This is a genomic window from Neorhizobium petrolearium, from assembly GCF_029854435.1.
Classification (GTDB): Bacteria; Pseudomonadota; Alphaproteobacteria; order Rhizobiales; family Rhizobiaceae; genus Neorhizobium; species Neorhizobium petrolearium.
Map to the genome: position 1 here is coordinate 130,854 of NZ_CP123001.1, position 26,462 is coordinate 157,315.

The following is a 26,462-nucleotide window of genomic DNA, read 5'->3' on the forward strand; positions in this document are numbered from 1 at the left end:
GTTCAATCGAAAAGCTCGTAGAGACGGGACTTGATCTGGTCGGCGATGTAGAGCGCCACCGCCTGGATTGTCGATGTCGGGTTGACGCCGCCAGAGGTGACGAACACGCTGCCGTCAACGATGAAAAGGTTCTTCACGTCGTGGCTGCGGCCCCATTCGTTGACCACCGAGCGCTCGGGATCCGCGCCCATGCGGGCCGTGCCCATCAGGTGCCAGCCGGCATAGGGCAGGGGCGCCTTTGTAGTGATGTCATGCGCGCCGGCAGCCTTCAGGATCTCGATGCCGCGGGCGACCGAATGATCCAGCATCTTTCGCGAGTTGTCGCTCAGCCGATAGGTAATCTTCGGCGCAGGAATGCCATCGGCATCCTTGAGATCCGGATCGAGCGTCACGCGGTTTGTTTCCTCCGGCAGGTCCTCGCAGACCGAGACCATGCCGGCGCTGTGGCCGAACAGCCGGCGGAAGGCGGCGTGATGGCCCTCGCCCCAGGGAATGAGGCCATCTGCCATGCCGTTGATCGCCGCACGCACCGGGCCGGTGCCGCGCGAGAACTGGTAACAATAGCCGCGCACGAAGCCGCGCGAGCGGTCGGTCTCGTAGAATTCGTGGCTCCAGGTGCAGATCGGCGAACCGCGATGCCCGTCCATCGGCTGGTCGAAATGGCCGCGGATCTGTGCATAGGGATGCAGCATCAGGTTCTTGCCGACGAGCCCGCTGGAATTGGCGAGACCGTTTGGAAAGCGGTCCGATGCCGAGTTCAAGAGTATGCGCGGCGTGCCTATGCCGTTGCAGGCCATGATGACGATCTCGGCCGGTTGGAAAATCTCCTTGCCGTCCGCATCGAAATAATACGCGCCGGTTGCCATGCCCGCCTCGTTTGTCTCGATGCGGCTGACTCGACAGCGGCTTCTGAGTTCGATGCGTGCGCGGATCGCCTCCGGCCAATAGGTGACGTCGGTGCTGCCCTTGGCGCCCTGTGCGCAACCGGACCCGCATTGGCCGAGATTGATGCAGGGCGCGCGTCCCTCGTATTCCCGTGTGACGATCGCGGCATCGGACGGCCACCAGTGCCATCCGAGTCTGTTCATCGCCTTGCCGAGCGTCTGGCCGGTACGGCCCATCGGGATCGGCGGCATCACCGCCTCTTTGGGCGGGTAGGCCGGGTCGCCCAAAAGGCTGGATATGCCCATCATGCGGTCGTTCAAGGCATAGAAGGGTTCCAGCGTGTCATAGTCGATCGGCCAGTCCTCGGCGATGCCGTCGAGGCTGCGAACCTTGAAATCGGAGGGGTGGAGCCGCGGATAATGCCCGGCGTAGAGAATGGTGCCCCCGCCGACGCCGTTGAAATTGGCGATCTTGATCGGCGAATCATCGTCGTTGATGGGATAATCCGCGGCAAGTCTCCGGCGGTTCGGGCTGATTGCGAAATCTTCCGAAAGCCGCGCCTCCCAATCCCGTCCGGCGCTTGGATAGCCGGACGGTTTCTGCCAGTTCCCCTGTTCCAGGCAGAGGATGCGCATCTTCGTCTCGGCGAGGCTCCAGGCCACCGCCGCACCGGACGCGCCCGCGCCGATGATGAGGACATCCACAGTTTCATTCATGATTGAAGCATGCGCCTCCCGCCACTCGCTCGCTAACCATCATATCGAAAGCTTCGACGGCTCGGTACGCTTCCACATGCCCGCGGCCGGGATAGGGGGATATTTCGCAAGCATCGCCTCGATGGGCTCCGTGCCCCAGCCAGGACGGTCGGGGAGGATCAGATGGCCGTCCTTGTATTCCGGAACATGGGTGAAGAGTTCATGGTCCCATGCGACGCGGTCGATATCGGTCTCCATGATCGTGAGATTGGGTACAGCCGCGCAGAAATGCGCATTCATCATCGTGCAGAGGTGGCCGTAGAAATTGTGACAAGCAACATTGGTCTCGTAGGCTTCCGCCGCGGCCGCGATTTTCATCGACTGCCACACCCCGTTCCACGGGGTATCGATGATGGCGACGTCGATTGCGCCTTCGCGGAAGAACGGCAGGAACTGTTGGAGACCGATCAACGTCTCGCAGGAAGCGATAGGGTGCCGGCTCTGGGAACGGATATAGGCGAGCGCCTTCGGGTCCAGCGTGTCGATCTCTACCCAGAACAGGTCGAGATCGGCGATTTCACGCAGGATCTTCACGTATCCATCGGTCTTGGCGTTAAAATTGAGGTCGAGCAACATGTCGACGTCGGGACCGGCTTCCGCGCGCATGACCTCGAGATGCCGACGCAAATCCTTGAGCGTCTTACGCTCGACGTTGCGGCTCGTCTCATAGGGACGGCCGAAGCCTGGCGACCAGCCTTCGATGCGATCCCGCGCATCATAATGGAAGATGTTGGTCTTAAGGGCGGTGAAACCTTTTTCGCCGACCTCGCGGGCAATCTGCTTCACGCCGGATATGTCCGTGATGCCGGGCGAATAATGCTGTGTGCGGGTGCGGTAGGATACGCAATGGGACCAATAGACCCGGATCTTGTCGCGCACCTTGCCGCCGAGCAGGACATGGCAGGGCACCTCTAGCGCCTTGGCCTTGATATCGAGAAGCGCGTTCTCGATCGCACCGAGCGCCTGACCGACTACGCCGCCGGAACCCGGCCGAGTGACATTGCGCAGATCCTCGCGGATATGCTCGTGATGCATCGCGCTCTTGCCGATCATGCGACCGGAGATTTCGTTGATCACCGCCGATACCGCGGGCGAGCCGAAATATTCATCGAATTCGCTCCAGCCGACGATCCCGTCTTCAGTCGTGATCTTCAGGAAATGGTAGTTGCGCCAGGAGTTGCTGCAGGACAGGGTCCTGACTTCGCTTACAATCGCTTTCGTTGGCATCATGTTCCTCGGTCAGTTCGGGTGCGGCAGGTGCCGCCCGGATAGGCGATGCCGGAAGCATCGACACAGGATTGGCTGTCCGGTCCGCAAGGCGGGCCAGTCTTGCCTGGAAATACGGCCGTCAGGCGTTTCACCGGCGGCGAATGCATGGGTGCTGGGGCAGCACCCATGCGGTAGGGCCCGGTTCCTATTTGAGGACCTTGGCAATCTTGCCGGCAGCCGTTTTCAAGGCTTCCTCGGGAGAGGCCTGTCCGGCAAGGCCGCGGGCGATCTCGTCCGCCAGGATCTGCTGCGCCGCATCCGATTTCGGGTTGCGGATGCGCCACATCTTGCCTGTGGCGGCGACGTCATAGGCGTTCTGGAGGGTCTTGTAGATCGGCTTCAGCCACGCCTCGGACGGCTCGCTCGCCAGTGTGGACTTGCGCGCGGGGAAGGAGCCGACCATCGAGGCATTGATGCTTTCGCCCTGCTTTGAGGTCAGCCACTGGACGAAGGCCCAGGATGCATCGAGCTTCTCCGTCTTGCTGCTGACGCCGGCGATCCAGATGCCACGGTGCGTGCCGGCACTGGTACTGCCGACCGGCAGGACCTGCACGCCGACATCCTCCACCGTAAGCGTGGTCGACTGCTTGTCGACGGCGGTCGCCTTGTAGACGCTACCCCAGGTGATCATGTTGGCGACGATACCCTGGCGGAAGGCCTGAAGTGACTCCGAGAAGCCGTGGCCCAGCGCGCCGGGTGGTGCGAACTCCAGCAGGCGCTTGTGCATTTCCAGCGACTTGGATCCAACCTGGTTGGCGAAAGCCGGGGCACCGGATGCATCCAGCAGCGCGCCGCCGTTCGAGTTGAGGATCGACTGCCAGATTGTAGGGGTCAGCGGTTCGCGTACGAAATAGGTGTCAATCGCCCAGGAGTCCGGCTTACCGTCGCCATTGGTATCCTGAACCAGCTTCGGCGCGTTGGCGAAGAACTGGTCCCAGGTGATCTGTGGCGTCGGTTCCGGCACGCCGGCCTTTTCGTAGAGCGCGCGGTTATAGAACATCAGCAGCATGTTGGAACGGACCGGCACTGCATATTGCTTTCCGTTCCACTCGCCGGCCGCCAGCGGTGCGGCATTGAAGTCGTCCCAGTCGTAGCCCTTGTCGGTCATGGCCGAGATCTCGTCGCTCTTGAGATCTTTCAGCGCCCCGATCTGCGCGAGTTGCGGCACCCAAGGATCATCCGCCAGAAGAATGTCGTATTCCGGCTGCGGGCTGGTGGCGTCGAGCATCATCTTGGCCAGCAGCTCGGTATAGGGCACGCCGTCGATGCGTACCTTCACGTTCGGAAACGCCTTGTTGAATTCCGGAACGAGGATCGTCTGCCAGCTGTTGGCGAAGGCCTCGTTGGCCATGATCTTCACTTCGACCGGATTACCTGTTGCGCCCAGCCCGCCTTCCGCATTTGCGGCAGCAAGGGGCATAGCCGCCAGGATCAGCGATCCGGCCACGCCCTTAAGGACAAATCTCCTCCCCGCGCTTGTCTTCTTTTCCATGCCTTCCACGATTTCCTCCCTTGTCGTGCTCTGCATTCCATATTCTATAGAATATTGAAAAAGACATCGTCAAGTGGGAGGATTGCCTTGGCCATGAACAATACCGATCAGTCTCGCGCTGTGATCTCCGGCTCAGCGGAATTGGATCGGTTGGTCCTGTTGATCGCGGGGCTGGTTGGAAGGCCGATGAGGCGTGGAGTTTCGAACACAATGCCCGGCCCGTAGGCAGGAGAGGATGTGCATCCGATGAGGTGGTGGCATGATCGCTGCGACCAGAGAGGCAGATAACCGTGCCTCAGGCCCCAGTTACTTTCATGTGGGAGGGTTAAACATAGGGTCAACCGGGTTGTTGAAGGGCCGCTCCATCAGTTCGCGCACCCGTTTCACTATATCATCCAGCACGGGAATGCGCTGACCACCTGAAGGACGGATCGCGAAATAGGAGACGTCGATTCTCGGCTCGAACGGGATGGCGACGACTTTGGCCCCCGCGGAGTGAAGGCTCGTACGGTCGACGATGCCTATCCCTATTCCGGATGCTGCGAAATGGCAGCAGTTCAGCATGGAGGTTTCCATCGTGCTTGCCGGCTGGTGGTCTTCCCTGGAAAACGCGCGGTCCAGCGCGAGCCTCAATGGAGAATTGCGGCCCGGGATCAGGACGCGTTCGTCCATAAGGTCGGCGGGCGTGATGATTTTCCGCGAGGCCAGCCGGTGGTCTGGCGCCATTGCGGCGATAGCAGAGGAGCCGTGCAGCAGGACCGCATTCTTGTCCGCCATGCGAGGGGAGCTGAAGACGAAGCCGAGATCATAGCGGTTCTTGTCGACCATGTCCCAGATATGCCGGCTGTTCTCGACATCGATCACCAGCGGGATGTCCAGGCGGTTTCCCACGACGTTGATGATTGCCTGATGCAGGTAGGGCCGGACCAGCGAGGTGACGCTTGCGATCCTGAGCACGATGTTCTTGTGTCGGCGGATATCGTCAGCCGCCTGGGCGATCTGGTCTAGGCCGAGATAAAGCCGCTCGACCTCGCGGAAGAGCTGGGTTGCCTCGGCAGTTGGTACGAGCCGTGCCCCGACCCGTTCGAATAACGTGATCTGGACGATTTCCTCCAGATCGCGGATGAGGCGGCTGACGGCAGGCTGCGTCACGTTCATGGCGTCGGCGGCCACGGTGATGCCGCCGGTCATCATTACGCTCCTGAAAGCTTCGACCTGTCGTGGTTTCAATCGCATGTGCATACCTTTCCCATAACATTAGGGCATGAACTGAACACGAAATGCAATTTTTCTTTTGCTTGCGGACGCTTTAACTGCGTTTCCAATCCGCAGGGAGAGTGCGGATTTCGGAAACACCCGGAGGAGCTCCAACATGAAATTCCTTACGATCGCAGCCGCATTGGCAGCGTCTGTTTTTGCCGTCCCGTTTGCAGGCCGTGCCGCAGACCTGACGGTCGGATTGGCAGCATCGACCACGTCCATGGATCCGCAGTTCTACGTCGTCGGCCCGAACAGCGCGATGGCGCGCAATATCTTCGACGGCCTCGTCAATCAGGATGCGAAACAGCAGATCCAGCCGGCGCTTGCCACGTCATGGAAAACGATCGACGACACGACCTGGGAGTTCAAGCTGCGCCCGGACGTCAAGTTTCACGACGGCAGCGACTTCACTGCCGAGGACGTCGTTGCCAGCATCAAGCGCGTCCCTCTGGCTTCCAAGAACAGCCCGAGTTCGTTTGCCGCCTATGTGAAGGCGATCACCGAGATCACCGCCGTCGATCCGCTGACGGTCCGCATCAAGACCGATGGCCCGACGCCGCTTCTACTCAACAACCTGAGCCGCATCGCCATCCTGCCGGCCGAGATGGAAAAGACGACAACGGAGGAGATGAATTCCGGCAAGGGCGTCATCGGCACCGGCCCGTTCAAATTCGTCTCCTGGACGCCGGACGACAATATCGTCGTCGCGCGCAACGACGATTACTGGGGCGAGAAGGCGGCCTGGGACAAGGTGACGTTCCGGGTGTTCAAGAATGCCAGCGCCCGTGTTGCCGCCATGCTTTCCGGCGATGTCGATATGATCGAAAGCATTCCGACCGCCGACACGCGCAAGCTCCAGGCATCCGACAAGCTGAAAGTCGTCAATGTCGCCGGCAACCGGATCATGTACCTACACATGGACCAGGGCCGCGAGGAATCGCCTTTCACAAAAGGGCCTGACGGTAAGAACCCGCTTTTGAAGCCGGAAGTGCGCCGCGCGCTCTCGTTGTCGATCAACCGCGAAGCGCTGGTCGACCGCATCATGGACGGGCAGGGGGTGCCGGCCGGTCAGGTCGTTCCGGAAGGCTATTTCGGCTATGACCCCGCCATCAAGGTCGACCCCTACGACCCAAACAAGGCCAAGCAGCTTTTGGCCGATGCCGGTTATCCGGACGGCTTTTCGCTGACCTTCCACGCCTCCAACGACCGCTATCCGAACGATTCCAAGGTCGCGCAAGCGATTGGCCAGTTCTTCAGCCGCATCGGCATCAAGACGGAAGTGGCGACGCTGCCGGGCAGTGTCTACTTCACCCGTGCCTCGGCTCTGGAATTCAGCTTCATCATGGGCGGTGCCGCGGTCGAAACGGGGGAAGCGTCCGGCGTGCTCGGCCCCATCCTCGAAACCTACGGCGAGAAGGCCGGTCAGGGAAATCGTGGCCGCTACTCCAATCCTGAGTTCGACAAGGCGCTGAACGAGGCTCGCGGCACGCTGGACGATACCAAGCGGGAAGAGCTTCTGAAGAAGGCGACCGAGATCGCCATGACCGACCTTGGCGTCATCCCGGTCTTTTATCTCGCCAATACGTGGGCGGTTAATAAGGACCTTTCCTATGAGGGCCGTTCGGATGGCTACACGCTTCCTTATTACGTGAAGCAGAACTGACCGCGGCAGAGGCGATCCATCATGTCTTTCGGCGGCGTTTTTCCCTACCTTGTTTCGCCCATCGACCAGTCGGGTGCGGTCATGGAGGGCGTGCTGACCGACCTGGTGGATCACCTGATCGGACAGGGCGTCCATGGCATGACGCCACTCGGCAGCACCGGTGAATTTGCCTATCTCTCCCAAGAGCAGCGGCGCCACGTCGTCGGCACGGTGATCTCGGCCAATCGCGGTCGGGTTCCCGTCGTCGCCGGCGTGGCGTCTACGTCGACCAGCGATGCCGTCGCGCAGACGGAATACATGGTCGAGGCGGGCGCTGACGGCATACTGGCTATTCTCGAAGCCTATTTCCCGATCAGCGACGAGGGCGTCGAAGCCTATTTTACGGCGATCGCCAAGGCGGCCAAGGGGCGGCCGGTCGTGCTCTATACCAATCCGCAATTCCAGCGCTCGGACCTAACCCTACCGGTCATCGAGCGGCTGAGCCATGTCGAGAACATCCGCTATATCAAGGATGCCTCGACGAATACGGGGCGTCTTCTCTCCATCATCGAGCGGACCCGCGGCCGGATGGAGGTGTTTGCCGCCTCCGCACATATTCCGGCCTGCGTGATGATGATCGGTGGAGTCGGCTGGATGGCCGGTCCCGCCTGTGTCGTGCCACAGCAGAGCATTGCACTTTATGAAACTGCGAAGGCGGGAAACTGGGCCAAAGCCATGGAACTGCAGCGCCCGCTTTGGCGCGTCAACGAGCTATTCGCGAAATATTCGATCGCCGCCTGCATCAAGACGGCGCTCGAACTCCAGGGTTTTCCGGTTGGCGCGCCGATGGCGCCACAGATGCCGCTCGGCGAGGCGGCCCGTGCCGAGATCGGTGCGGTTCTGCGTGATGTCGGCGCGCTCTGAGCGCCGGCATGCGACTGACAATTCAAAGGCAATTTCGAAATGACTCCCATTCCGATCATCGTTGACTGCGATCCGGGGATCGACGATACGATCGCGCTCCTGACCGCTTTCGTTTCACCGGAACTCGATATCCTGGGCATCACGCCCGTTTGCGGCAACCAGCCGCTGGAACGCACCGTGCGGAATGCCCTTCAGGTCTGCGAACTCGGACGAAGAACGGAGATCCCGGTCTATGCCGGCTGTTTCCGCCCCATGTTTCGCGAGCCGATCTACGGCCAGTTCCATGGCCAGACCGGGCTTGGGAATACGGTGCTGCCGGATCCGGTGAAGGCGGTCGAAAAGAAGTCCGCCGTCGATTTTCTGATCGACACGCTGGTTGCCGCAGCAGCCCTGCGGAAGCGCATCACCATCTGTTGCCTCGGACCGATGACCAATGTCGCGGTGGCGTTGCGGATGAGCCCGCAGATCGCCGAGGGCATCGAGCGCATCGTCATGATGGGTGGCGCCTATCGCGAGCCCGGCAACCGGACGATGACGGCGGAATTCAACGTGCTGGCCGATCCGCATGCCGCGCATGTCGTCTTTTCGAGCGGCATCCCGATCGTCGCGCTGGCGCTCGATGCGACCCATCAGGTGATGCTCAAGCCGGAGCACGTCGCGCAGTTCTCGAGTGTCAGCGGCCGTATCTCCGAAACGCTTGCGGAGCTGATGGCGTTCTGGGACCGCAACGACGTGCGCCGTTACGGCTCGCGCGGCGGTCCGCTCCATGACCCGCTGGTGATCGCCTATCTGCTGGCGCCGCACCTCTTTAAGACCGAGCGCGCCCGTGTGTTCGTCGAGCACGAAAGCGAGCTGTGCATGGGCCAGACCGTTGCCGACTGGTACGGCAAGAGTGGCCAGGAGCCCAATGCGGACATCGTCACCAGGGTCGATGCGGAAGGCGTGATCGCCTTCTTCCTGGAGCGTCTATCACGTTATGCCGAAAAGGCCGTCGCATGAGCCGCACCCGGATCATCATCGATGCGGACCCCGGCGTTGACGATGCGGCGGCCATCCTCATGGCACTGGCATCGCCGGAGATCGACGTGCTCGGCCTGTCGATCGTTGCCGGAAACGTCCCGTTGAAGGATACGGTGACCAATGCCTGCAAGATTGTCGGCGTATCGGGACGCATCGATGTGCCGGTTTATGCGGGCGCTGCAGGTCCGCTGGTTCGCGATCAGGTCTTCGGCAAATATGCCAGGATCGGTGCGTTTAGCGATGAACTCGTCGCCCGCAGCAGTATCGTCCCTTCGGACGCACATGCGGTGCAGTTCATCGCGAGGTCGGCACGCGAAGCGGCGGAGGCCGGTGATCCGATCACAATCTGCGCGATGGGACCGATGACGAATATCGCGCTCGCCCTGATCCAGCATCCGGACGTGGCGCGCGGAATCCGCCAGATCGTCTCCATGGGAGGCGCATTCACGGCGCTCGGTCACCGCACGCCATGGGCCGAATTCAACATCTACGCAGACCCCCACGCGGCCGAAATCGTCTATCGTTCCGGCGTCCCGATCGTGGTGATGCCGCTCGACATGACCTTCCAGGCCCTGTTCACGGCACAGCATTTCGAGAGCTTTCGAGACAGGGGCGGCCGCGCGGGCGGCGCGCTCTACAATCTCTTCTCGGCCTTCGATCGCAGCGATATCGAGCGCTTCGGCCGCTTGGGCGGGCCTATTCATGACGCGACGACGATCGCGTGGCTGATCAAGCCTGAACTTTTCACGAGCCTCAGGGCTACCGTCGGCACCCAGGTAACCGGCCTCACGTTGGGTTATACCTATGCCGATTTTAACCAAAAGATGGGCTATGCCCCGAACGCCACCGTGGTGACTGACGTCGACGAGGCCGGGTTCATCAATCTGCTGATCGAGCGCATCTCGCTTTACGGAAGTGTCGCGCCCGGTCCCAAATTACCGGGAGGTTGAATCTATGAGCGGTTATCTTTTAAGCCGATCGATCCAAACGGTTCTGACGCTATTCGTCATGTCGGTTCTGGTCTTCGTGGGCCTCTATCTCGTCGGCAATCCGGTCGACGTCCTGCTGAGTTCGACTGCCACGCCGACCGAGCGCCTGCAGGTCATCCAGTCGTTCGGCCTCGACAAGCCGGTCTGGGAACAATACTGGCTATTCCTGACCCGCGCGCTCTCCGGCGATCTCGGCAATTCATTCGTCTTCAACCAGCCGGCGCTGACGCTGATCCTTAACCGTATGCCGGCGACGTTGGAACTTGCCTTTGTCGCTCTGGTGATCGGGCTTGTTTTCGGCATTCCACTCGGCGTCTATGCCGGCCTGAAGCCAAAAAGTCTCGTTTCCAAATCGGTCATGACCTTCTCGATCCTCGGTTTCAGCCTGCCGACCTTCTGGATCGGCCTCGTGATGGTCATGCTGTTCAGCGTCAAGCTCGGCTGGCTGCCGTCATCCGGGCGAGGTGATACGGTGTCGGTTTTCGGCGTCCCCATCAGCCTCTTCACGCTGGATGGCCTGTCCCATCTTCTTCTGCCGGCGCTGAACCTTGCACTGTTCAAGATATCGCTGATCATCCGCCTGACCCGCGCCGGTGTGCTGGAGACGATGCAGCTCGACTTCGTGCGTTTCGCCCGCGCCAAGGGCCTGCCGGAACGTCACATCGTTCTCGTCCACGTGCTGAAGAACACGCTCATTCCGCTGATCACCGTGATCGGCCTGGAACTCGGTTCGCTGATCGCCTTCGCCGTCGTTACCGAAACCATCTTCGCCTGGCCGGGCATGGGCAAGCTGATCATCGACGCCATCGCCGTCCTCGATCGGCCCGTCATCCTCGCCTACCTGATGATCACGGTCGTGATGTTCAGCGTCATCAACCTTTTCGTCGACATCCTCTATTCGGTCGTCGACCCGCGCGTTCGTCTTGAAGGGAATTCGTGATGAGCCAGGACACAAACGCCGCAAGCTCGGTACATGCCGCCAACGGTCAGGCGCACCGCTCGCGGTCGCCGTTCCGCCAGACGATTTCCGCCCTTCTGAACGACAGACTGGCGCTCGTCGGCATCCTTCTGGTGCTGGTCTTCATTCTCGCCGCAGTCTTCGCGCCGGTAATCGCACCGCAGAACCCCTACGATCTGTCACAGCTCGATATTCTCGACGGCCGGCTGCCGCCGGGCTCCGCGAGCATGAACGGCATGGTCTATCTGATCGGCACCGACGACCAAGGCCGTGACCTCCTGAGCGCCATCCTCTATGGCTTGCGCACCAGTATCCTTGTGGGCATCTCCAGCGCAGCGATCGCACTGGTGATTGGCGCCTCGATCGGCCTTGTCAGCGCCTACGCCGGCGGCAGGCTCGATTCCTTCCTGATGCGCGTCGTCGATATCCAGCTCAGCTTCCCCGCGATCCTGATCGCCCTGATCTTCCTTGCCATCCTGGGGCAGGGCGTCGATAAGATCATCCTGGCGCTGATCGTCACCCAGTGGGCCTATTATGCCCGCACGATCCGCGGCTCGGCACTGGTGGAACGCAAGCGCGCCTATGTGGATGCCGCCCGCTCGATGGCGCTTCCCGACCGGCGCATTCTCTTCCGGCATATCCTGCCGAACTGCCTGCCGCCGCTGATCGTCGTTGCGACCATGCGTGTCGCCTATGCGATCATGCTCGAGGCTACGCTTTCCTTCCTCGGCATCGGCCTGCCGGTTACCGAGCCGTCTCTCGGCCTTCTGATCTCGAACGGGTTCGAATATCTGCTGTCCGGCGACTACTGGATCAGCTTCTTTCCCGGCCTCGTCCTTCTGTTGCTCATCGTCGCGATCAACCTGATCGGCGACAGCCTGCGCGACATCCTCAATCCTCGGCGGGAGGGCTGAGCCATGTCCAATCCGATACTTTCGATTTCCAACCTCAATACCTCGTTCCGCGTCGGCGGCGAATGGCGAAACGTCGTGCGTGACGTCAGCTTCGATATCGGTCCGAGGGAGACCGTTGCCGTTGTCGGCGAGTCGGGCTCGGGTAAGAGCGTTACGGCCATGTCGATCATGCGACTTCTGCCGCCTGGCAATTCGCGCGTGACCGGCAGGATCGACTTCGAGGGGAGAAACTTGCTCGACCTGCCGCTCGATGAGATGCAGTCGATTCGCGGCAACCGCATCGGCATGATTTTCCAAGAACCGATGACGAGCCTCAATCCGGTGTTGAAGATCGGTCAGCAGATCACCGAGGTTCTCGTTCAGCATCGCGGCATGTCCCGCGGCCAAGCTGAAGCCGAAGCGGTTCGGCTTCTCGAGAAGGTCCGTATTCCATCGGCGAAATCTCGCCTCAACGAATATCCGATGAACTTTTCCGGCGGCATGCGGCAGCGCGTGGTCATCGCGATCGCGCTCGCCTGCGATCCGAAGCTGCTGATCGCCGACGAGCCGACGACGGCGCTCGACGTCACCATCCAGGCGCAGATTCTCGAGCTCATCAAGACGTTGCAGGAAGAGGAGGGCATGTCGGTCCTCTTCATCACCCACGACATGGGCGTGGTTGCGGAAATCTCCGACCGCACCGTGGTCATGTATCGCGGCGATGCGGTGGAGACGGGGACGACGCAGGAGATTTTTGCGGGCGCCAAGCATCCTTATACGCGGGCGCTCCTTTCTGCCGTGCCGCAGCTTGGTTCGATGACAGGTCTCGATCGGCCACTGCGCTTCCCGCAGGTCGACATGGCGAGCGGCGAGATCCAGCCTGTCAAGCCGACGGCAGATACGGTGAAGCGCGATGCGGCTCCGATCCTGAAAGTCGACAACCTGGTGACGCGCTTCGACATCAAGAAGGGTTTCCTGCGCAAGACAGTCGGCCGAACTCATGCCGTCGAGGGCGTTTCCCTGCAAGTGCGGCAGGGTGAGACGTTGTCGCTGGTGGGTGAGTCCGGCTGCGGCAAGTCCACGACGGGCCGCTCGATCATCCGGCTGACGGATGCAAAGTCCGGCACGATCGAGATCGACGGCAAGAACGTGCTGGGCGCAGGCAAGTCGCAACTGGCGGACATCCGCCGGGAGGCACAGATGATCTTTCAGGATCCGTTCGAAAGCCTCAATCCGCGTATCCGTGTTGGTGATGCGATTGCAGAGCCTATCGTCACGCATGGGCTTGCCAATGCCACCGAGGCGAAGGAGCGGGTGGGCGAGTTGCTCGAACGCGTCGGGCTTTCAGCCTCGATGGCGGACCGTTTCCCGCATGAATTCTCCGGTGGCCAGCGCCAGCGCGTCTGCATCGCCCGCGCACTTGCCCTCGAACCCAAGCTGATCATCGCCGACGAATCCGTTTCGGCTCTCGATGTGTCGGTCAAGGCGCAGGTCATCAACCTGATGCTCGACCTGCAGGAGAAATACGGCCTCGGCTATCTCTTCATCAGCCACGACATGGCAGTGGTGGAACGGATCAGCCATCGCGTCGCGGTTATGTATCTCGGCGAGATCGTCGAAATCGGCCCACGGCAAGCCGTCTTCGAAAATCCGCAGCACGATTACACGAAGCGCCTGATGGCAGCCGTACCGATCGCCGACCCCGCTCGCCGGCAGACGCGACGGATCTCGAACGACGAAATCAGGAGCCCGTTCCGCGCGGCCGACTACGTGCCGCCGCAGCGCCGCTACCTGGAAGCGGGCGACGGCCATCTCTTCCTGGTTGCATAATAGAAGCGCATTCGGTGACGCGCCTGAAAGATCAGGCGGGAATCTCGACCTCGACATCGGTTGGAGCGGCGGCTTCACCTTTGCCGCCTTTTCCCGGAAATTTCTACCGGCCGTTCTGTGCTGGTGGGTTTTCGCGCAGGGTTTTCGCGTGTTGCCTCAGCCTCGCCAGGCTGGTTGTCGAGGGTGGCAAGACGGAGTCGGGCCTTCATCACCAGGGATGCTTACCCGCCCATAATGCTCTTATTGGTTGTTCACTGCGTCGCGTTGCGCCTCAGCACAGTTTGCCTGCGGGTGAAGCTGACGAAAATCAAGAAAAACTTTCCAGATATTTGAATGGCTTAAGGGCTGGAGAGGCCAAAATGCCCCCTCGTCGCTGTCAAGTGCAGTTGACAGCGATCAAATCCGACGTTCAATATATTTGTTATGGATACAGTATATTCAAATAGAATACAAGAGGAAGAGGGCGGCGTCAGACCTCTGTCCACGGTTCTCAAGACGATGGCCGTGCTGGACGCGCTTGCCGCAAGCCCGCGAGGAATGAAGCTGCCGGAGGTTGCTGCGGCCATGGAACTGTCGCGGCCGACGGCCTACCAGCGCCTCCTGACGCTCATCGAGGCCGGCTGGGTCGAGCAGGATCGGGAGATGCGCTACCGGCTCTCCATGCATGCCTGCCGGATTGCTGCTTCGGCCCTGGAGCAGGCCAATCTCGGCACCCGCGTCCAGCCGGTGCTGGAGATGCTGGTTCACCGCGTGAAGGAAACTGCCTCGCTGGCGGTACTCGACCGGGGCCTGCCCTGCATCGTCTCGCGTGTCGAATCCGAAAGCGTGCTGCGGGCGGAGCAGAAGATCGGCACCACGATGTCGCTCGAAGGCTCGGCATCCGGACGCATCCTCACAGCCTTTGCGGATGAGCCGACTCTCGGCCGGTTGCGCGAAAGCGGCGAGCCGCTTGCATCGGGGGAGATTCTCAGCGAGGCGCGCGAGAACGGTTATGCCCTGTCGAGCGGCTACACCCAGAGCGGCGTGACGGCGATCGCGGCGCCGATCTTCGATTTCCAGGGCAGGTGTACGTCGACCATCTCGCTGGTCATGCCCGAAACCCGTTTCGATCTCGAAACCTTCCGGGAGCCGCTCCTCGAAGCGGCGCGCACCATCACGAAAATGCAGCAGGGAGAGCGTTGACGGCGATGACCGTAACTTCTGGACGGGTGGCAGTGCGGCTGCCAAGAGCCAGTCACGAGGTGATGAAAACCTCGCGGCTGGCAGCAATGCAGCCAAGCAGGTTGAGCGGCACGCGGGCCTTCATGAACAAGATGATCCGCGAACGCTGGGATATTTCCAAAATCCGTTTCGATATCGACGGCAATGCCGAAGGCACCGTCATCTATTCCATCAAGGCGCCGTCCCAGGAATTTTCCTTTATCGGCTTTTCCCGTCCGCCGAGCCGCGTTGCCCGCACCGGCCGGATCATCGGCCAGGCCTGGGACATGACGGGAACACTGATCGAAGGGCCGGCCAGCGAAGCAGAAATTGAGACAGCACGGCGCGAGATACCGAAGCTCTATACTGGCCGCGCCACCGCGAAAACCCTGATCTGGTGCCGGTCGAACCGTTCGATGCGCGTCTTCGATCAGACGCTCGAAGCACTTGCCGAAGGTCGCCAGCCTTCCGTCGCCGACCTTTCCAGGGTCTGCTATCTGATGCGCAATACGGGCCTCGACGGCAATGGCACGTTCGGTACGCGCTCCTTCCCCTCTCTCGGATCCCGGCATGCGCTCGGGGGCGTTCTGGAGGCCCAGCTTCTCACGGCCTACCTGATGCGGGAGTTCTCCTGCGATCTCGTCGAGCATCTGGCGGGGAAGAAATCGGAAAAGGCGGTTCTGCTTGATCCGCGGCTCCGCCGTTATATCGGTGTGGGCAATGGCTCGGCGCTGGGATTGATCTTTTTTGTGCACAAGCATCCGCGGTTGATCGATGCCTTCATCCGCGCACGCGAGGAGGCGATCGCCATGGCGCGCGGACTGAAGCTCGAGCCGCCCGATCCGCGCGTGGCGAAGCTCATCGAACTGCTCGGCCAGGCGATTGTCTTCCGTAAGCAGGACCAGATGGTCTACGAGACCTTCGCCTCGAGCGACGAGATCGCCGCCGATCTAGACAACATGGTGGAAGCACTCGAAGAGTTCCGCAGCAGCGGTACGGTACTTGGCCGAAAGGCCGATGTTCCGCTCGATATTCTGGCTTGCGAATTTGAAGCCGAGTCTGTTCCGGAAGCTTACGAGACCTTCCTGTCCTTGCTGATCGAGCTTGTGCCGGAGGAGGCGGATCGTCTGTTGAAAGCGATCCATGCGCCTGATGAACTGAATGTCTCTCCGGCAGAAACCGCAGAAAGCCTCGCTGGTCTCATCCGTAAGGAATATCAGTGGGCTCTGGACATCGATATGTCCGGTCCGGAAGCCTACGGATATGTCTGGTACAAGTCGGAGACCGCCGAGGAGCCGCGTCGCGGGGCACGCGAGGAAGTCCCCGATGCGCTCGATCTCGGCCTCGATGTCTGCGGGGAAATCCAGTCGCTTTGTGCTGATCTCGGCAAGGTCGACGGTCAGCTCAGCATCGCCCGTTTCCTGATGCAGCATCCTGAACACCGTCACATGGTTGCCCGCATACAGAGCCTCAGCGGCCTCGGCTATCACACGCCGCATGCAAACATCAATGCTGAGGAATTCGTGCCGATCGATCTCGTTCGGCTGATGAATGTCGGCTTCCACGGCATCGACAAGACCCGAGACTTCCTGAGTCGCAATCTGCGCGGCGTGCTTTATCACGGGGCGCCCACTCCCGACGATCTGCGCTCCGGCTACACCGGCACCTGGTATTATCCGGCGGAACCTGTTCTATGACCTCCTCGCATTCCAATATTTCGATGCGCGTGATGCCCCGTGAAATGCGGCTGATGTCCGAGCGCATATTCTCGCTCAGCAGCCTGCCCAAGGGCTTCTTCCTCACGGTCGGCGACTTCCCGATGTATTCCCAAAAGCTGGGGCTCGGTGGCTTCGCACTGCTTGAAGAACGTTTCGAGAGCTTCAAGTCCGCCGATCCTGCCCGCATCTCGATCACCTCCGAGGACGGCAATCGCCTCAAGCTCGATGCGGCTGGTGAACACGCGTGGTTCGTCCTTCCGGCGGCAATCGACCTTCTCGGCGAGTTGACGGCTCGCTTCGGTTCGGCGGAGTTGACGGCTGTCAACGTGGCAGACGCCGAGGAACTGGCAACCGCAGCAAGTTTCGGGGGGCGTACCGGTCTTACGATCACCGTTTCCGGCAACGTGCTCAACGCGGCTCCCGCGACTGTCACCGGTGATGTCCGGAAGGATGATCCCCTGCTCTGGGCCCTGCTTGAGGATGGGGTGCTGGTCGAGGCGGATCTCTGGTGGCGCATCTACCACCTGGCCAAACAGGCGCTGGCAACCGACAGCGTCGTTTCCCGACGTCACGCCGGACCGATGATCATCAATGAGGACGGGACGATCATCGGACGCAAGGACAATGACGACGAAACGGATGTCAGCTTCCTGGCATCCAGACTCTCCGAACGTGAAAAGGAAGGCGCTGGATCATGATCATCGACGGTTTGCAATGCGGGCATTTCGATCGCGCCGCCTTTGAAACCCTGCTCGCGGGAACTGTCGGGGGCGTCGTCAACACCTGCGGCTTCTGGGAAGGCGCGATCGAATCCATGGATTCGATCGGCCGCTGGCGCGATCTGGTCCGCGAAAACTCGGATATTGCCGAAATCGCGCTGACGGCGGACGACATCAGCCGGATTTCCGGGGAAGGCAAGCTCGCCATCATCATGGGCTTCCAGAACGCCAACCTCTTCCAGGGCCGCATCCGTTTCGTGGAGATGTTTGCAGAACTCGGCGTGCGCGTCGTTCAGCTCACCTACAACAACCAGAACGAGCTCGGTGGCTCCTGCTACGAGGTGGAAGATTCCGGCCTCGCCCGCTTCGGCAGGGAGGTCATCCGCGAAATGAATGCGGCCGGCATTCTCGTCGACTGCAGCCATGTCGGCGACCGCACGACGCTGGATGCGATCAAGGTTTCCGAAAAGCCGATCGCCGTCACCCATGCCAATGCGCAGTCGTTGTTCTTTCACAAGCGCAACAAATCTGATGACGTCATCAGGGCGCTCAGGGACACCGGCGGAGTGATCGGCTGTGCCGCCTATCGCAACATCACCGGGGATGAATACTGCGCCTCGATCGAGGCCTGGTGCACGATGGTGGCCCGCAAGGTCGACATTGCCGGCATCGATTCCGTCGCGATCGGTACCGACAAGAGCCACAATTTTGCCGCCCCCGATTATGCCTGGATGCGCAAGGGCCGCTGGACCCGCGGCGAGGACTATGGCGCCAGCGCGGCGGGCAAGCCGCTCAAGGCTGCGCCGCCGGAATGGTTCCAGAAGGTCGAGGACATCAAGGTGATCCCGGATGGTCTGCGTGCCGTCGGCTTCTCGGAAGAGGAGGTCGCCAAGATCACCCACAAGAATTGGCTTCGGCTCTACGAAGCCACCTTCAGAAAACCATAAAAAGAGGAGAACTGATCATGCCCGGAATGAAGACTTTTCTCATGCCAGATCGTCGCAGTTTCCTGAAAACTGCCGCCGCCGCCGCCACCGCCTCGCTTGCCGCGCCCTATATCGTTCGCGCCCAGGAGAAGATCCTCTACGTGAATACCTGGGGCGGCCCCTGGGAAGCGGCGGCCAAGGCAAATCTCATCGATCCGTTCACCGCCGAGACCGGTATTCAGGTAAAGACCGTTTCTCCGGTTTCCTTCGCCAAGCTCGCCCAGCAGGTGAAGACGGGCACCTATGAATTCGACGTCACCACGCTCGGTGGCGGCGAACTCGTTCGCGCCAATCAGGCCGGCATTATCGAGGAGCTTGAGGCGCCTTATAAAGGCGGTCTCTTCGAAAACGGCGTCGCTTCGCATGCCTTCGCGACCGTCATCGCCTGGCGTACCGACAAGTATAAGGAAGCGCCGAAGACCTGGGCCGATTTCTGGAATGTCGAGAAATTCCCTGGCGGCCGTTCGCTGCAACGCTATGCAGCTCGCGTCATTCCGATCGCGCTGCTGGCCGATGGTGTCGCAGTGGAGGATCTTTATCCGCTCGATATCGATCGGGCCTTTAAGTCGCTCGACAAGATCAAGGATCATGTCCGCGTCTGGTGGACGGCCGGCGCCCAGTCGACTCAGATTCTCCGTGACGGCGAGATCGATATGATCGGCATCTGGCATGGCCGTTATTTCGAAGCGGAAAAGGCCGGCGCTCCGGTCGCCATGACGTGGAACCAGGGCGAGATCGAACGCGCCTATTGGGTTGTCGCCAAGGATACGCCAAACCTCGATAACGCCAAGAAGTTCGTGGAATTCGCAACGAGCGCCAAGCCGCTCGCCGGTTTTGCGAAGGCCGCCGACTACGGCGCGCTGAACCCGGCGTCCAACGAGTTCGTCAGCGCCGAAGACGCAAAGCGTATGCCGACCTCGCCAGAGAACTACAAGCTCACCTTCGAGCAGGATATGGCGAATTTCGGTGCCGACCCGGCAGAACTCGCCGAACGTTTTGAAGAGTGGGTTGCGAGCTGATCCGCTCTCCCGGATCAATCTGACCTGCTTGAGCGGCATCGCACGATGACTGTGCGCTGCCGTATCGACCCCGCTTGCCATGAGAAGGAACGGCAATGGGCATGAGCCTTTCAAGACTGACGGAAAAGACGAATATCTGGCCCTGGTTGCTGCTTGCACCGCTCGGTATCTACATGCTCGTCTTCTTCGTCGTGCCGCTCGCCGACGTGGCGATCATGAGCTTTACCGAACCGCGTGTTTCGTTCGCCAATTACCAGAAGGTTCTGACGGGCACGCTTTATCAGCGCGTCTTCGTCAACACCTTCGCGACTGCCGCTTTCGTGACGCTTTGCTGCCTTGCGGTCGGTTATCCGTTGGCCTATCTGATGGCGCATTCCAAGCCGCGCACGGCGATGCTCATCCTGCTTCTTGTGACCATGAGCTTCTGGACGAGCTTCCTGGTGCGCACCTATTCGTGGATGGTGCTGCTTGGCAACAACGGCCCGCTAATCGCCTTCCTGCAGATAATCGGCATCGAGCAACCCCCACAGCTTCTCTTCACCCGTTTTTCCTCGACGCTCGCCATGGTGCACATCCTGGCACCCTACATGATCATGAACATCTATTCGGTCATGAAGAAGATCGATCCGGCGCTGATCCGCTCGGCAGAAAGCCTCGGTGCCAAAGGCTGGTCGCTCTTCCGGCATGTCTACCTGCCGCTGACGGCACCTGGGATTGCCAATGGATCGGTGCTGGTCTTCGTTATCTGCCTCGGCTTCTACGTCACGCCGGTGCTGCTCGGCAGCCCGCGCGAACAGATGATCGCCGGCCTGATCGGCCATCAGATCGAGGAATTCCTGGCTTTTGGCCTCGGTTCCGCCATGGCGATGGTGCTGCTCGTCATGACGCTGATCATCCTGACTATCTATCACCGCCGTTTCGGCCTCGACAAACTCTGGGGGTGATCGGTCATGAATACGTTCATGCGTTGGGCAGGCTTCATCGTCGTACTCTTCATTGCAGCACCGTTGGTCATTGTGGTGCCGATGTCCTTATCCAATGCGAGTTCGCTGCAGTTCCCGCCGCCCGGCTACTGGCTCGGCTACTACCGCGCCTATTTCACCGACCCCAATTGGCTCGTGCCCACCTGGAACAGCATTCTCATCGCCACCGCGACGACGATCCTGACCATGGCGCTGGTCGTGCCGGCAACCTTCGCGCTCGTGCGTCATCGCTTTCGCGGCAAAGGTTTCGCCGACCTGATGATGCTGATGCCGATGGCGGTTCCCCATATCGTCATGGCGATCGGGTACTATTCCTATTTCGGGCAGTTGAAGCTGGTCCATACCCATCTCGGCGTCATCCTCGCGCATACCTGCTTGTCTGTGCCGATCGCCTTCCTGGTGCTCTCCGCCAATCTCAAGGGTTTCGACCGCAATCTGGAGCGGGCGGCCCAGAGCCTCGGCGCAAGCCCCACAAGAACCTTTATCCACATCACGCTGCCGATCCTGCGGCCGGGCCTGATCATCAGTTCGCTCTTCGCCTTCATCCAGTCGTTCGACGAGACCGTGGTGGCGATCTTCATTTCCGGCCGCGACGCGGAGACGCTGCCGCGCAAGATGTTCGACAGCATCCGCCAGGAGGCGGACCCGGTGATTGCCGTCATCTCGACGTTGCTCTTCTTCGCCGTGCTGATCGGTATCGCCGCTCCCTATTTCGTCGGCGCGCTCCGCAGCCGCGTGCCCAAGCCGCGCCGATCCGCCGGCGCACACTGATCCCAAGGATTTCTCATGACGAGCTACCTGCAACTCTCCAACATCACCAAGAGCTACGGGCATTTCACGGCGCTCGACAATGTAAGCCTCTCGGTCGACAAGGGAGAATTCGTGACCTTCCTAGGCCCGAGCGGCTCCGGCAAGACGACGACCTTGATGATCATCGCCGGCTTCGAGAAGGCGAGCGGCGGCGCGGTCGAGATCGGCGGGCAGTCGATCTCGCAACTCGCGCCGCATCAACGCAATATCGGCATAGTCTTCCAGAACTACGCGCTTTTCCCACACAAGACGGCCGTTGAGAACGTGTATTTTCCCCTTCAGATGCGTGGTGTCAGCCGTTCTCAGGGCTTGAAGCGGGCGGAAGACATGCTCTCGCTTGTCGGTCTCAAGGGTTTTGGCCATCGCCACCCGAAGGAACTTTCCGGCGGCCAGCAGCAACGCGTAGCGCTTGCCCGCGCGCTGGTCTTCGAGCCCTCGCTGCTCCTGCTCGACGAACCGCTCGGCGCACTCGACAAGAACCTGCGCGAGCAGATGCAGATCGAGATCAAGCGCATCCAACGCAGCCTGGGCGTGACCACCATTTTCGTTACTCACGATCAGTCGGAAGCCATGTCCATGTCCGACCGCATCGTGGTTTTCGAGAAGGGGCGGATCGAGCAGGCGGCGGCACCCCTCGATATCTATCATCGCCCGCGCACCGCATTCGTCGCCACCTTCATCGGCGAGAGCAACCTCATTCCGGCAACCATCACCAATGCGATGACGAAGACGGCGGACAATCCGACGCTCGGGCCCTTTGACTATGCGGGCGGCGAAGCTCTCTCCGACGGTCAGAACGTGACGCTGCTCATTCGGCCGGAGCATATCAAGCTTTCACGCAATCCGATCGAGGGGCGCAAGAATGTGCGCATGAAGGTCGAAACCATCGTCAACTACGGTGACAACGCGCTCGTCATCGGCCGAGCAGGAGAACTCTCCATGCGGGTGCGCGTGCTTGGCGCGGACGTGGTGATCATCAAGGAAGGCGAGGAATGCTGCATCAGCTGGACGCCTGAAGCTGTCTTCGTCATCACCAAATAGGTAGCCACCATGAGCTCGGACTTTTCGTCGATCATCCGGCGTTTCGGCGTCGGCCAGCGCGGCAGCCTCGCCGTCGTCCATCAAGGTACGGGTTATTTTGCCTGCACGCCTCAGGCACCCTATGACGGTTCGCTGAGCATTGCAGAGCAGACGCGGCAGCTTCTCGCCAAGGCAGAAGGCCGGCTGGCGGAAATCGGCAGCGCCAAGGAGGGCCTCATCTTCTGCGCGATCATGCTGGCGGACATGGATGATTATGCCGCTATGAACGAGGTCTGGGACGATTGGGTCTCCGGCATCGCGCCGCCGGCGCGCGCCTGTTTCGAGGCGCGATTGGCGAGCCCGGACCTGAAGGTCGAGATGATCATGGTTTCCGCGGCGAACGCGGCCTGATCAGATGATTGCGGCTTCGATGAGAAACGGTCCTCTACGGCCGAGCGCGGCGGTATAGAGCTTTACGAATTCCTCGACAGTTGTGGCACGGTCGGCTTCAACGCCGAGGCCCTTGGCAAGCGAGCACCAGTCGAGTTTCGGCTGGTCGAGGTCGAGCATCTTGCGGGCATTCACGCCATAGGAATTCACGCCGACATTGATCATCTCGCCCTGCAGGATGCGATAGGCGTTGTTCGCAAAGACGATCGTCACGATGTCGAGTTGCTCGCGTGCCTGGGTCCACAGGCCCTGAACCGTGTACATGCCGCTGCCGTCAGCCTGCATCGCCACAACCTTGCGGTCCGGCGCGCCGATCGCAGCACCTGCCGCAAGCGGGATGCCGATGCCGATCGAACCGCCGGTGATGGGCAGGTGGTCGTGCGGGTGAAGGCCGGGTGCGAGTGCTGTATGCTGGCCGATCGAGGTCAGTGCCTCGTCAATGACGATGGCATTTTCCGGCAGGTGGCGAGCAATCGCCAGGCTGACGGCATCCGGCGTTAGAGCACCGTTTGGCACCTGTATCTCGTTCTGACGGAAAGCGTTGCGGGCGAAGTCCGCATTCGGCCTGATGCCGAGCCCATCCGCCAGTTGCTCCAGCGCATCGGCGAGATCGTGCTCATGCTCGGCGAGCTGGATCACCCGGCAGTCCGGTGGCAACGTCGTGCTCGGCTTGCCGGGATAGGCGAAGAAGGTAACGGGGCGAGGCCCGCCGATGCAGATCGCCACCTCGAATTCCTTCAACGCCTCGATCGCTAGCTCGATATTGTAAGGAGCGGGCCGCACCAAAACGCGCCCCGCACCGCGTGCGCTTCTGGCCGACGTTGTCGAGAAAAGAGCCGCGCCTGTTGCCGCTGCAATCCGACCGGCGGTTTCGACCGGCTTTTCGCGCAGGGCGCGGCCCGAAAGGATGATGACGGCGCGTTTGCCGCTGCGAAGCGCCGTGACGGAAGCCTTCAACGCTTCCGGTTCGATTGCCGGAGGCTCGGGGATGGCAACGGGAGAAAGCGTTTCCGGCGAAACCTCGCCCCAGGCGGCATCGGCCGGCAGGATCATCGTCGAGACGCCGCGGCGGGTGATCGACGCGGCAAAGCCCTCTTCGGTGCAACGGCGTATATCGTGAGCTCCGCCGGCACGTCCGACCCAATGGGACATCGGACGTGCCAGACTTTCGATATCACTCGTCAGCGGCGCATCATATTGCAGGTGATAGGATGCATGATCGCCGACGACGTTGAGAATGGGCGTGCGAGCGCGACGTGCGTTGTGGAGGTTGGCAAGACCGTTGGCGAGGCCGGGTCCCAGATGCAGGAGTGTCGCAGCAGGCTTGTCCGCCATGCGAGCGTAGCCATCGGCAGCTCCCGTCACAACGCCTTCCGAAAGACCGAGGACGCAGCGCATGGCGGGCTTGCGGTCGAGCGCCGCGACGAAATGCATCTCCGATGTACCAGGATTGGCGAAACAGACGTCGATGCCGTTTACCAGCAGGACATCACAAAGCATATCGGCGCCGTTCATGCAGTTCCCTCTTTTTCGTCTATACCGGCATCCGCTCGCACGGACGCAGCTCAGGCTGCCACTGGAGTGGTCGCATCCGAAAATGCGGCTTCGATCGAAGCTTCGAGAATGTTGAGCCCGTCTTCAAGAACATCCCATTCGATCGTCAGCGGCGGCAGCAAACGGATCACGTTAAGACGCGTTCCGCAAGACAGCAGAATGAGGCCGCGGGCTTCCGCTTCCGCAACAATACGGTTGGTGATCGCCGGGCTGGCCGCCTTGGACTCGCGGTCCTCAACCAGTTCGAATGCCACCATGGCGCCGAGTCCGCGGACTTCGCCGATGCGTTCCATGCCCTGGCGCGATGCGATCGACGTCAACCGCTCCGTGATCCTGCGCCCGACTTCCGCCGCACGCTCGCACAGTTTCTCGCTCTCGATGACGTCAAGCACGGCATTGGCGGCTGCGACGCTCAGCGGATTGCCGGCATAGGTGCCGCCAAGACCGCCGGGATGCGCCGCATTCATGATCTCGGCCTTTCCGGTGACGGCGGAAAGCGGGAAACCGCCGGCTAACCCCTTCGCCATGGTGACGAGGTCCGGCTTGACGCCGGCATGCTCGAATCCGAACATTTTTCCCGTGCGGGCCATTCCCGCCTGCACCTCGTCGGCGATCAGCACGATCGCGTATCTATCGGCGATCTCGCGGAGCCGGATGAGGAATTCCTTCGGCGCGATGTTGAAGCCGCCTTCGCCCTGCACCGGCTCGACGATGAACGCCGCGATTCGTTCCGGATCGACGTCTGCGGCGAACAGGCGTTCCAGACCGGCGATCGCATCTTCGGTCGAGAAGCCGAGATAGGGGTTGGGGAAGGGGGCGTGATAGATATCGGCCGGGAAGGGACCGAAATTCTTCTTGTAGGGCATGACCTTGCCGGTCAGCGCCATGCCGAGCATGGTGCGGCCATGGAAGGCGCCCGAGAACGCGATGATGCCGGCACGGCCGGTATAGGCGCGGGCGACCTTCACGGCATTCTCCACCGCTTCGGCGCCGGTCGTGACCAGCATGGTGCGGTTTTCGGCACCCGTCGGCGCGATCGCGTTCAGCCGCTCTGCGAGCCGGACATAACCTTCGTAGGGCGCGACGTGGAAGCAGGTGTGGGTGAAGCGTTCGGCCTGTTCGGCGACGGCGCGCATAATGGTCGGGTGACGGTGACCCGTATTGTTGACGGCGATGCCGGCCGCGAAATCGATGAAGCGCCTGCCGTCCACATCCCAAAGTTCGGCGTTCAGTGCCTTCTTCGCGAAGATGGCGCGGGTGCCAACGCCACCTGCCACGGCAGCTTTCTGGCGCGAATGCAGATCTGATGAAACGGTCATCGCAGTGTCCCCTGATGTCGATGATCAAGGTATATCTTTGCTCAATATTTTGAGCAATAGGGCAGCCCTAGGAATTACAGATAAGGTGGAGAGCAGGCGGAGATGACGATCGTGCGGCGATCGGAAAGGTTCCGGAAGCGATGCGGCACGCGGCTGTCGAAGAGATAGGCCTCGCCAGTCTTGAGCACGCGCACCTCATCGCCGACGGTGACCTCCAATTCGCCCTCGACCACATACCCTCCTTCGGACGAAGCATGCTGCAGCAGCGTGTCGCCGGTATCCGCGTTCGGTTCATAGACTTCGTGGAGAATCTGGAGGTTATGTGTCCGTGCATCGCCGATCTGGCGAAAAACGAGTGTTCCGTCATCGCTGCCGGAAATCGGCGAGGCGGCGATTTTCGAGGTCAGATCAACGAGTTCATGCGCCGAGAAGAACGGGCCTTTCGGAGGGCTGCGCTCCGGTTCGAAAAAATCACCCATGCCGACGCCGAGGCCGTTCAGGATCTTGCGCAATGTCGCAACAGAGGGGCTGACCTTGTTGGTCTCCACGTTCGATATCTGAGCATGAGGCACACCGGCTCGCTCTGCGAGCTGACGCTGGGATAGGCCGGCTGCCAGCCGCATGGCGTTGAGCCGCGCCCCGATATCGAATATTTGGTCCATCGGCATGATCCAGATTTTATAGCGGCGGTTATGCCAAGGATGGCCCGAAGGATCAACTGGATCATATTTTGAGCGATCACGCGCCGCAAAAGATCGCGTCCGGCT

Annotated in this window: 23 protein-coding genes; 16 read left to right on the forward strand and 7 right to left on the reverse strand. The window is 61.0% G+C overall.

What is annotated here, in order from left to right; genetic code table 11:
- Positions 1–2: 2 nt before the first annotated feature.
- The 4 genes from QEO92_RS27515 to QEO92_RS27530 all read right to left on the reverse strand — a co-directional run bounded on the left by QEO92_RS27515 (position 3) and on the right by QEO92_RS27530 (position 5,637).
- Complete coding sequence (locus QEO92_RS27515; protein ID WP_227705370.1) at positions 3–1,601, reverse strand: GMC family oxidoreductase; 1,599 nt, start codon at positions 1,599–1,601, stop codon at positions 3–5.
- 39 nt (positions 1,602–1,640) lie between these two features.
- A complete protein-coding gene (locus QEO92_RS27520; protein WP_407722178.1) occupies positions 1,641–2,867 on the reverse strand; it encodes a mandelate racemase/muconate lactonizing enzyme family protein in 1,227 nt (408 codons plus the stop codon).
- Between the two features lie 187 nt (positions 2,868–3,054).
- Positions 3,055–4,401 (reverse strand): ABC transporter substrate-binding protein, encoded by a 1,347-nt coding sequence (locus QEO92_RS27525; protein ID WP_052182622.1) that lies wholly within the window; start codon positions 4,399–4,401, stop codon positions 3,055–3,057.
- Between the two features lie 312 nt (positions 4,402–4,713).
- Positions 4,714–5,637 (reverse strand): LysR substrate-binding domain-containing protein, encoded by a 924-nt coding sequence (locus QEO92_RS27530; protein ID WP_227705372.1) that lies wholly within the window; start codon positions 5,635–5,637, stop codon positions 4,714–4,716.
- A gap of 136 nt (positions 5,638–5,773) precedes the next feature.
- On the opposite strand from QEO92_RS27530, the gene QEO92_RS27535 reads away from it, so the two are divergent.
- From QEO92_RS27535 to QEO92_RS27610, 16 genes are all read left to right on the forward strand, one after another.
- Entirely contained in the window at positions 5,774–7,324 is a 1,551-nt protein-coding gene (locus tag QEO92_RS27535) for an ABC transporter substrate-binding protein (RefSeq protein ID WP_227705373.1), read from the forward strand.
- 21 nt (positions 7,325–7,345) lie between these two features.
- The gene (locus QEO92_RS27540) at positions 7,346–8,227 is read left to right on the forward strand and encodes a dihydrodipicolinate synthase family protein (protein WP_227705374.1); all 882 of its coding nucleotides are present in this window, start codon (positions 7,346–7,348) and stop codon (positions 8,225–8,227) included.
- Positions 8,228–8,266: 39 nt separating this feature from the next.
- On the forward strand, positions 8,267–9,226 hold the full coding sequence (locus tag QEO92_RS27545) for a nucleoside hydrolase (protein ID WP_037145734.1): 960 nt from the start codon (positions 8,267–8,269) through the stop codon (positions 9,224–9,226).
- On the forward strand, positions 9,223–10,197 hold the full coding sequence (locus QEO92_RS27550) for a nucleoside hydrolase (protein WP_037145736.1): 975 nt from the start codon (positions 9,223–9,225) through the stop codon (positions 10,195–10,197). Before QEO92_RS27545 ends, QEO92_RS27550 begins: the two co-directional genes overlap by 4 nt.
- Positions 10,198–10,201: 4 nt before the next feature.
- A complete protein-coding gene (locus QEO92_RS27555) occupies positions 10,202–11,176 on the forward strand; it encodes an ABC transporter permease (protein ID WP_227705375.1) in 975 nt (324 codons plus the stop codon).
- Positions 11,176–12,108, forward strand: a complete 933-nt coding sequence (locus QEO92_RS27560; protein ID WP_227705376.1) for an ABC transporter permease — start codon at positions 11,176–11,178, stop codon at positions 12,106–12,108. Before QEO92_RS27555 ends, QEO92_RS27560 begins: the two co-directional genes overlap by 1 nt.
- 3 nt (positions 12,109–12,111) lie before the next feature.
- Positions 12,112–13,917, forward strand: a complete 1,806-nt coding sequence (locus QEO92_RS27565; RefSeq protein ID WP_227705377.1) for an ABC transporter ATP-binding protein — start codon at positions 12,112–12,114, stop codon at positions 13,915–13,917.
- Positions 13,918–14,340: 423 nt separating this feature from the next.
- Entirely contained in the window at positions 14,341–15,099 is a 759-nt protein-coding gene (locus QEO92_RS27570; RefSeq protein WP_341871465.1) for an IclR family transcriptional regulator, read from the forward strand.
- Positions 15,100–15,104: 5 nt separating this feature from the next.
- Positions 15,105–16,814, forward strand: coding sequence for a hypothetical protein (locus QEO92_RS27575; protein WP_227705379.1), 1,710 nt, complete (start codon positions 15,105–15,107; stop codon positions 16,812–16,814).
- A complete protein-coding gene (locus tag QEO92_RS27580) occupies positions 16,811–17,533 on the forward strand; it encodes a hypothetical protein (RefSeq protein WP_037145745.1) in 723 nt (240 codons plus the stop codon). Before QEO92_RS27575 ends, QEO92_RS27580 begins: the two co-directional genes overlap by 4 nt.
- Positions 17,530–18,501: a membrane dipeptidase gene (locus QEO92_RS27585; RefSeq protein ID WP_227705380.1), complete on the forward strand. Its 972-nt coding sequence runs from the start codon at positions 17,530–17,532 to the stop codon at positions 18,499–18,501. The genes QEO92_RS27580 and QEO92_RS27585 overlap by 4 nt, the downstream gene beginning before the upstream one ends.
- Positions 18,502–18,518: 17 nt before the next feature.
- Positions 18,519–19,559, forward strand: a complete 1,041-nt coding sequence (locus QEO92_RS27590; protein WP_227705381.1) for an ABC transporter substrate-binding protein — start codon at positions 18,519–18,521, stop codon at positions 19,557–19,559.
- A 95-nt stretch (positions 19,560–19,654) separates the two neighbouring features.
- Complete coding sequence (locus QEO92_RS27595; RefSeq protein ID WP_227705382.1) at positions 19,655–20,503, forward strand: ABC transporter permease; 849 nt, start codon at positions 19,655–19,657, stop codon at positions 20,501–20,503.
- A gap of 6 nt (positions 20,504–20,509) precedes the next feature.
- Positions 20,510–21,313, forward strand: a complete 804-nt coding sequence (locus tag QEO92_RS27600) for an ABC transporter permease (RefSeq protein ID WP_227705383.1) — start codon at positions 20,510–20,512, stop codon at positions 21,311–21,313.
- 15 nt (positions 21,314–21,328) lie between these two features.
- On the forward strand, positions 21,329–22,393 hold the full coding sequence (locus QEO92_RS27605; RefSeq protein WP_227705384.1) for an ABC transporter ATP-binding protein: 1,065 nt from the start codon (positions 21,329–21,331) through the stop codon (positions 22,391–22,393).
- Positions 22,394–22,402: 9 nt separating this feature from the next.
- Positions 22,403–22,783, forward strand: coding sequence for a RidA family protein (locus QEO92_RS27610; protein WP_227705385.1), 381 nt, complete (start codon positions 22,403–22,405; stop codon positions 22,781–22,783).
- Here QEO92_RS27610 and QEO92_RS27615 read toward each other — a convergent pair whose 3' ends face one another.
- From QEO92_RS27615 to QEO92_RS27625, 3 genes are all read right to left on the reverse strand, one after another.
- The gene (locus QEO92_RS27615) at positions 22,784–24,337 is read right to left on the reverse strand and encodes an acetolactate synthase large subunit (RefSeq protein WP_227705386.1); all 1,554 of its coding nucleotides are present in this window, start codon (positions 24,335–24,337) and stop codon (positions 22,784–22,786) included. It abuts the gene before it with no gap.
- Between the two features lie 50 nt (positions 24,338–24,387).
- Complete coding sequence (gabT, locus tag QEO92_RS27620; protein ID WP_227705387.1) at positions 24,388–25,695, reverse strand: 4-aminobutyrate--2-oxoglutarate transaminase; 1,308 nt, start codon at positions 25,693–25,695, stop codon at positions 24,388–24,390.
- A 74-nt stretch (positions 25,696–25,769) separates the two neighbouring features.
- Positions 25,770–26,357, reverse strand: coding sequence for a cupin domain-containing protein (locus QEO92_RS27625; protein WP_227705388.1), 588 nt, complete (start codon positions 26,355–26,357; stop codon positions 25,770–25,772).
- Between the last annotated feature and the right edge of the window lie 105 nt (positions 26,358–26,462).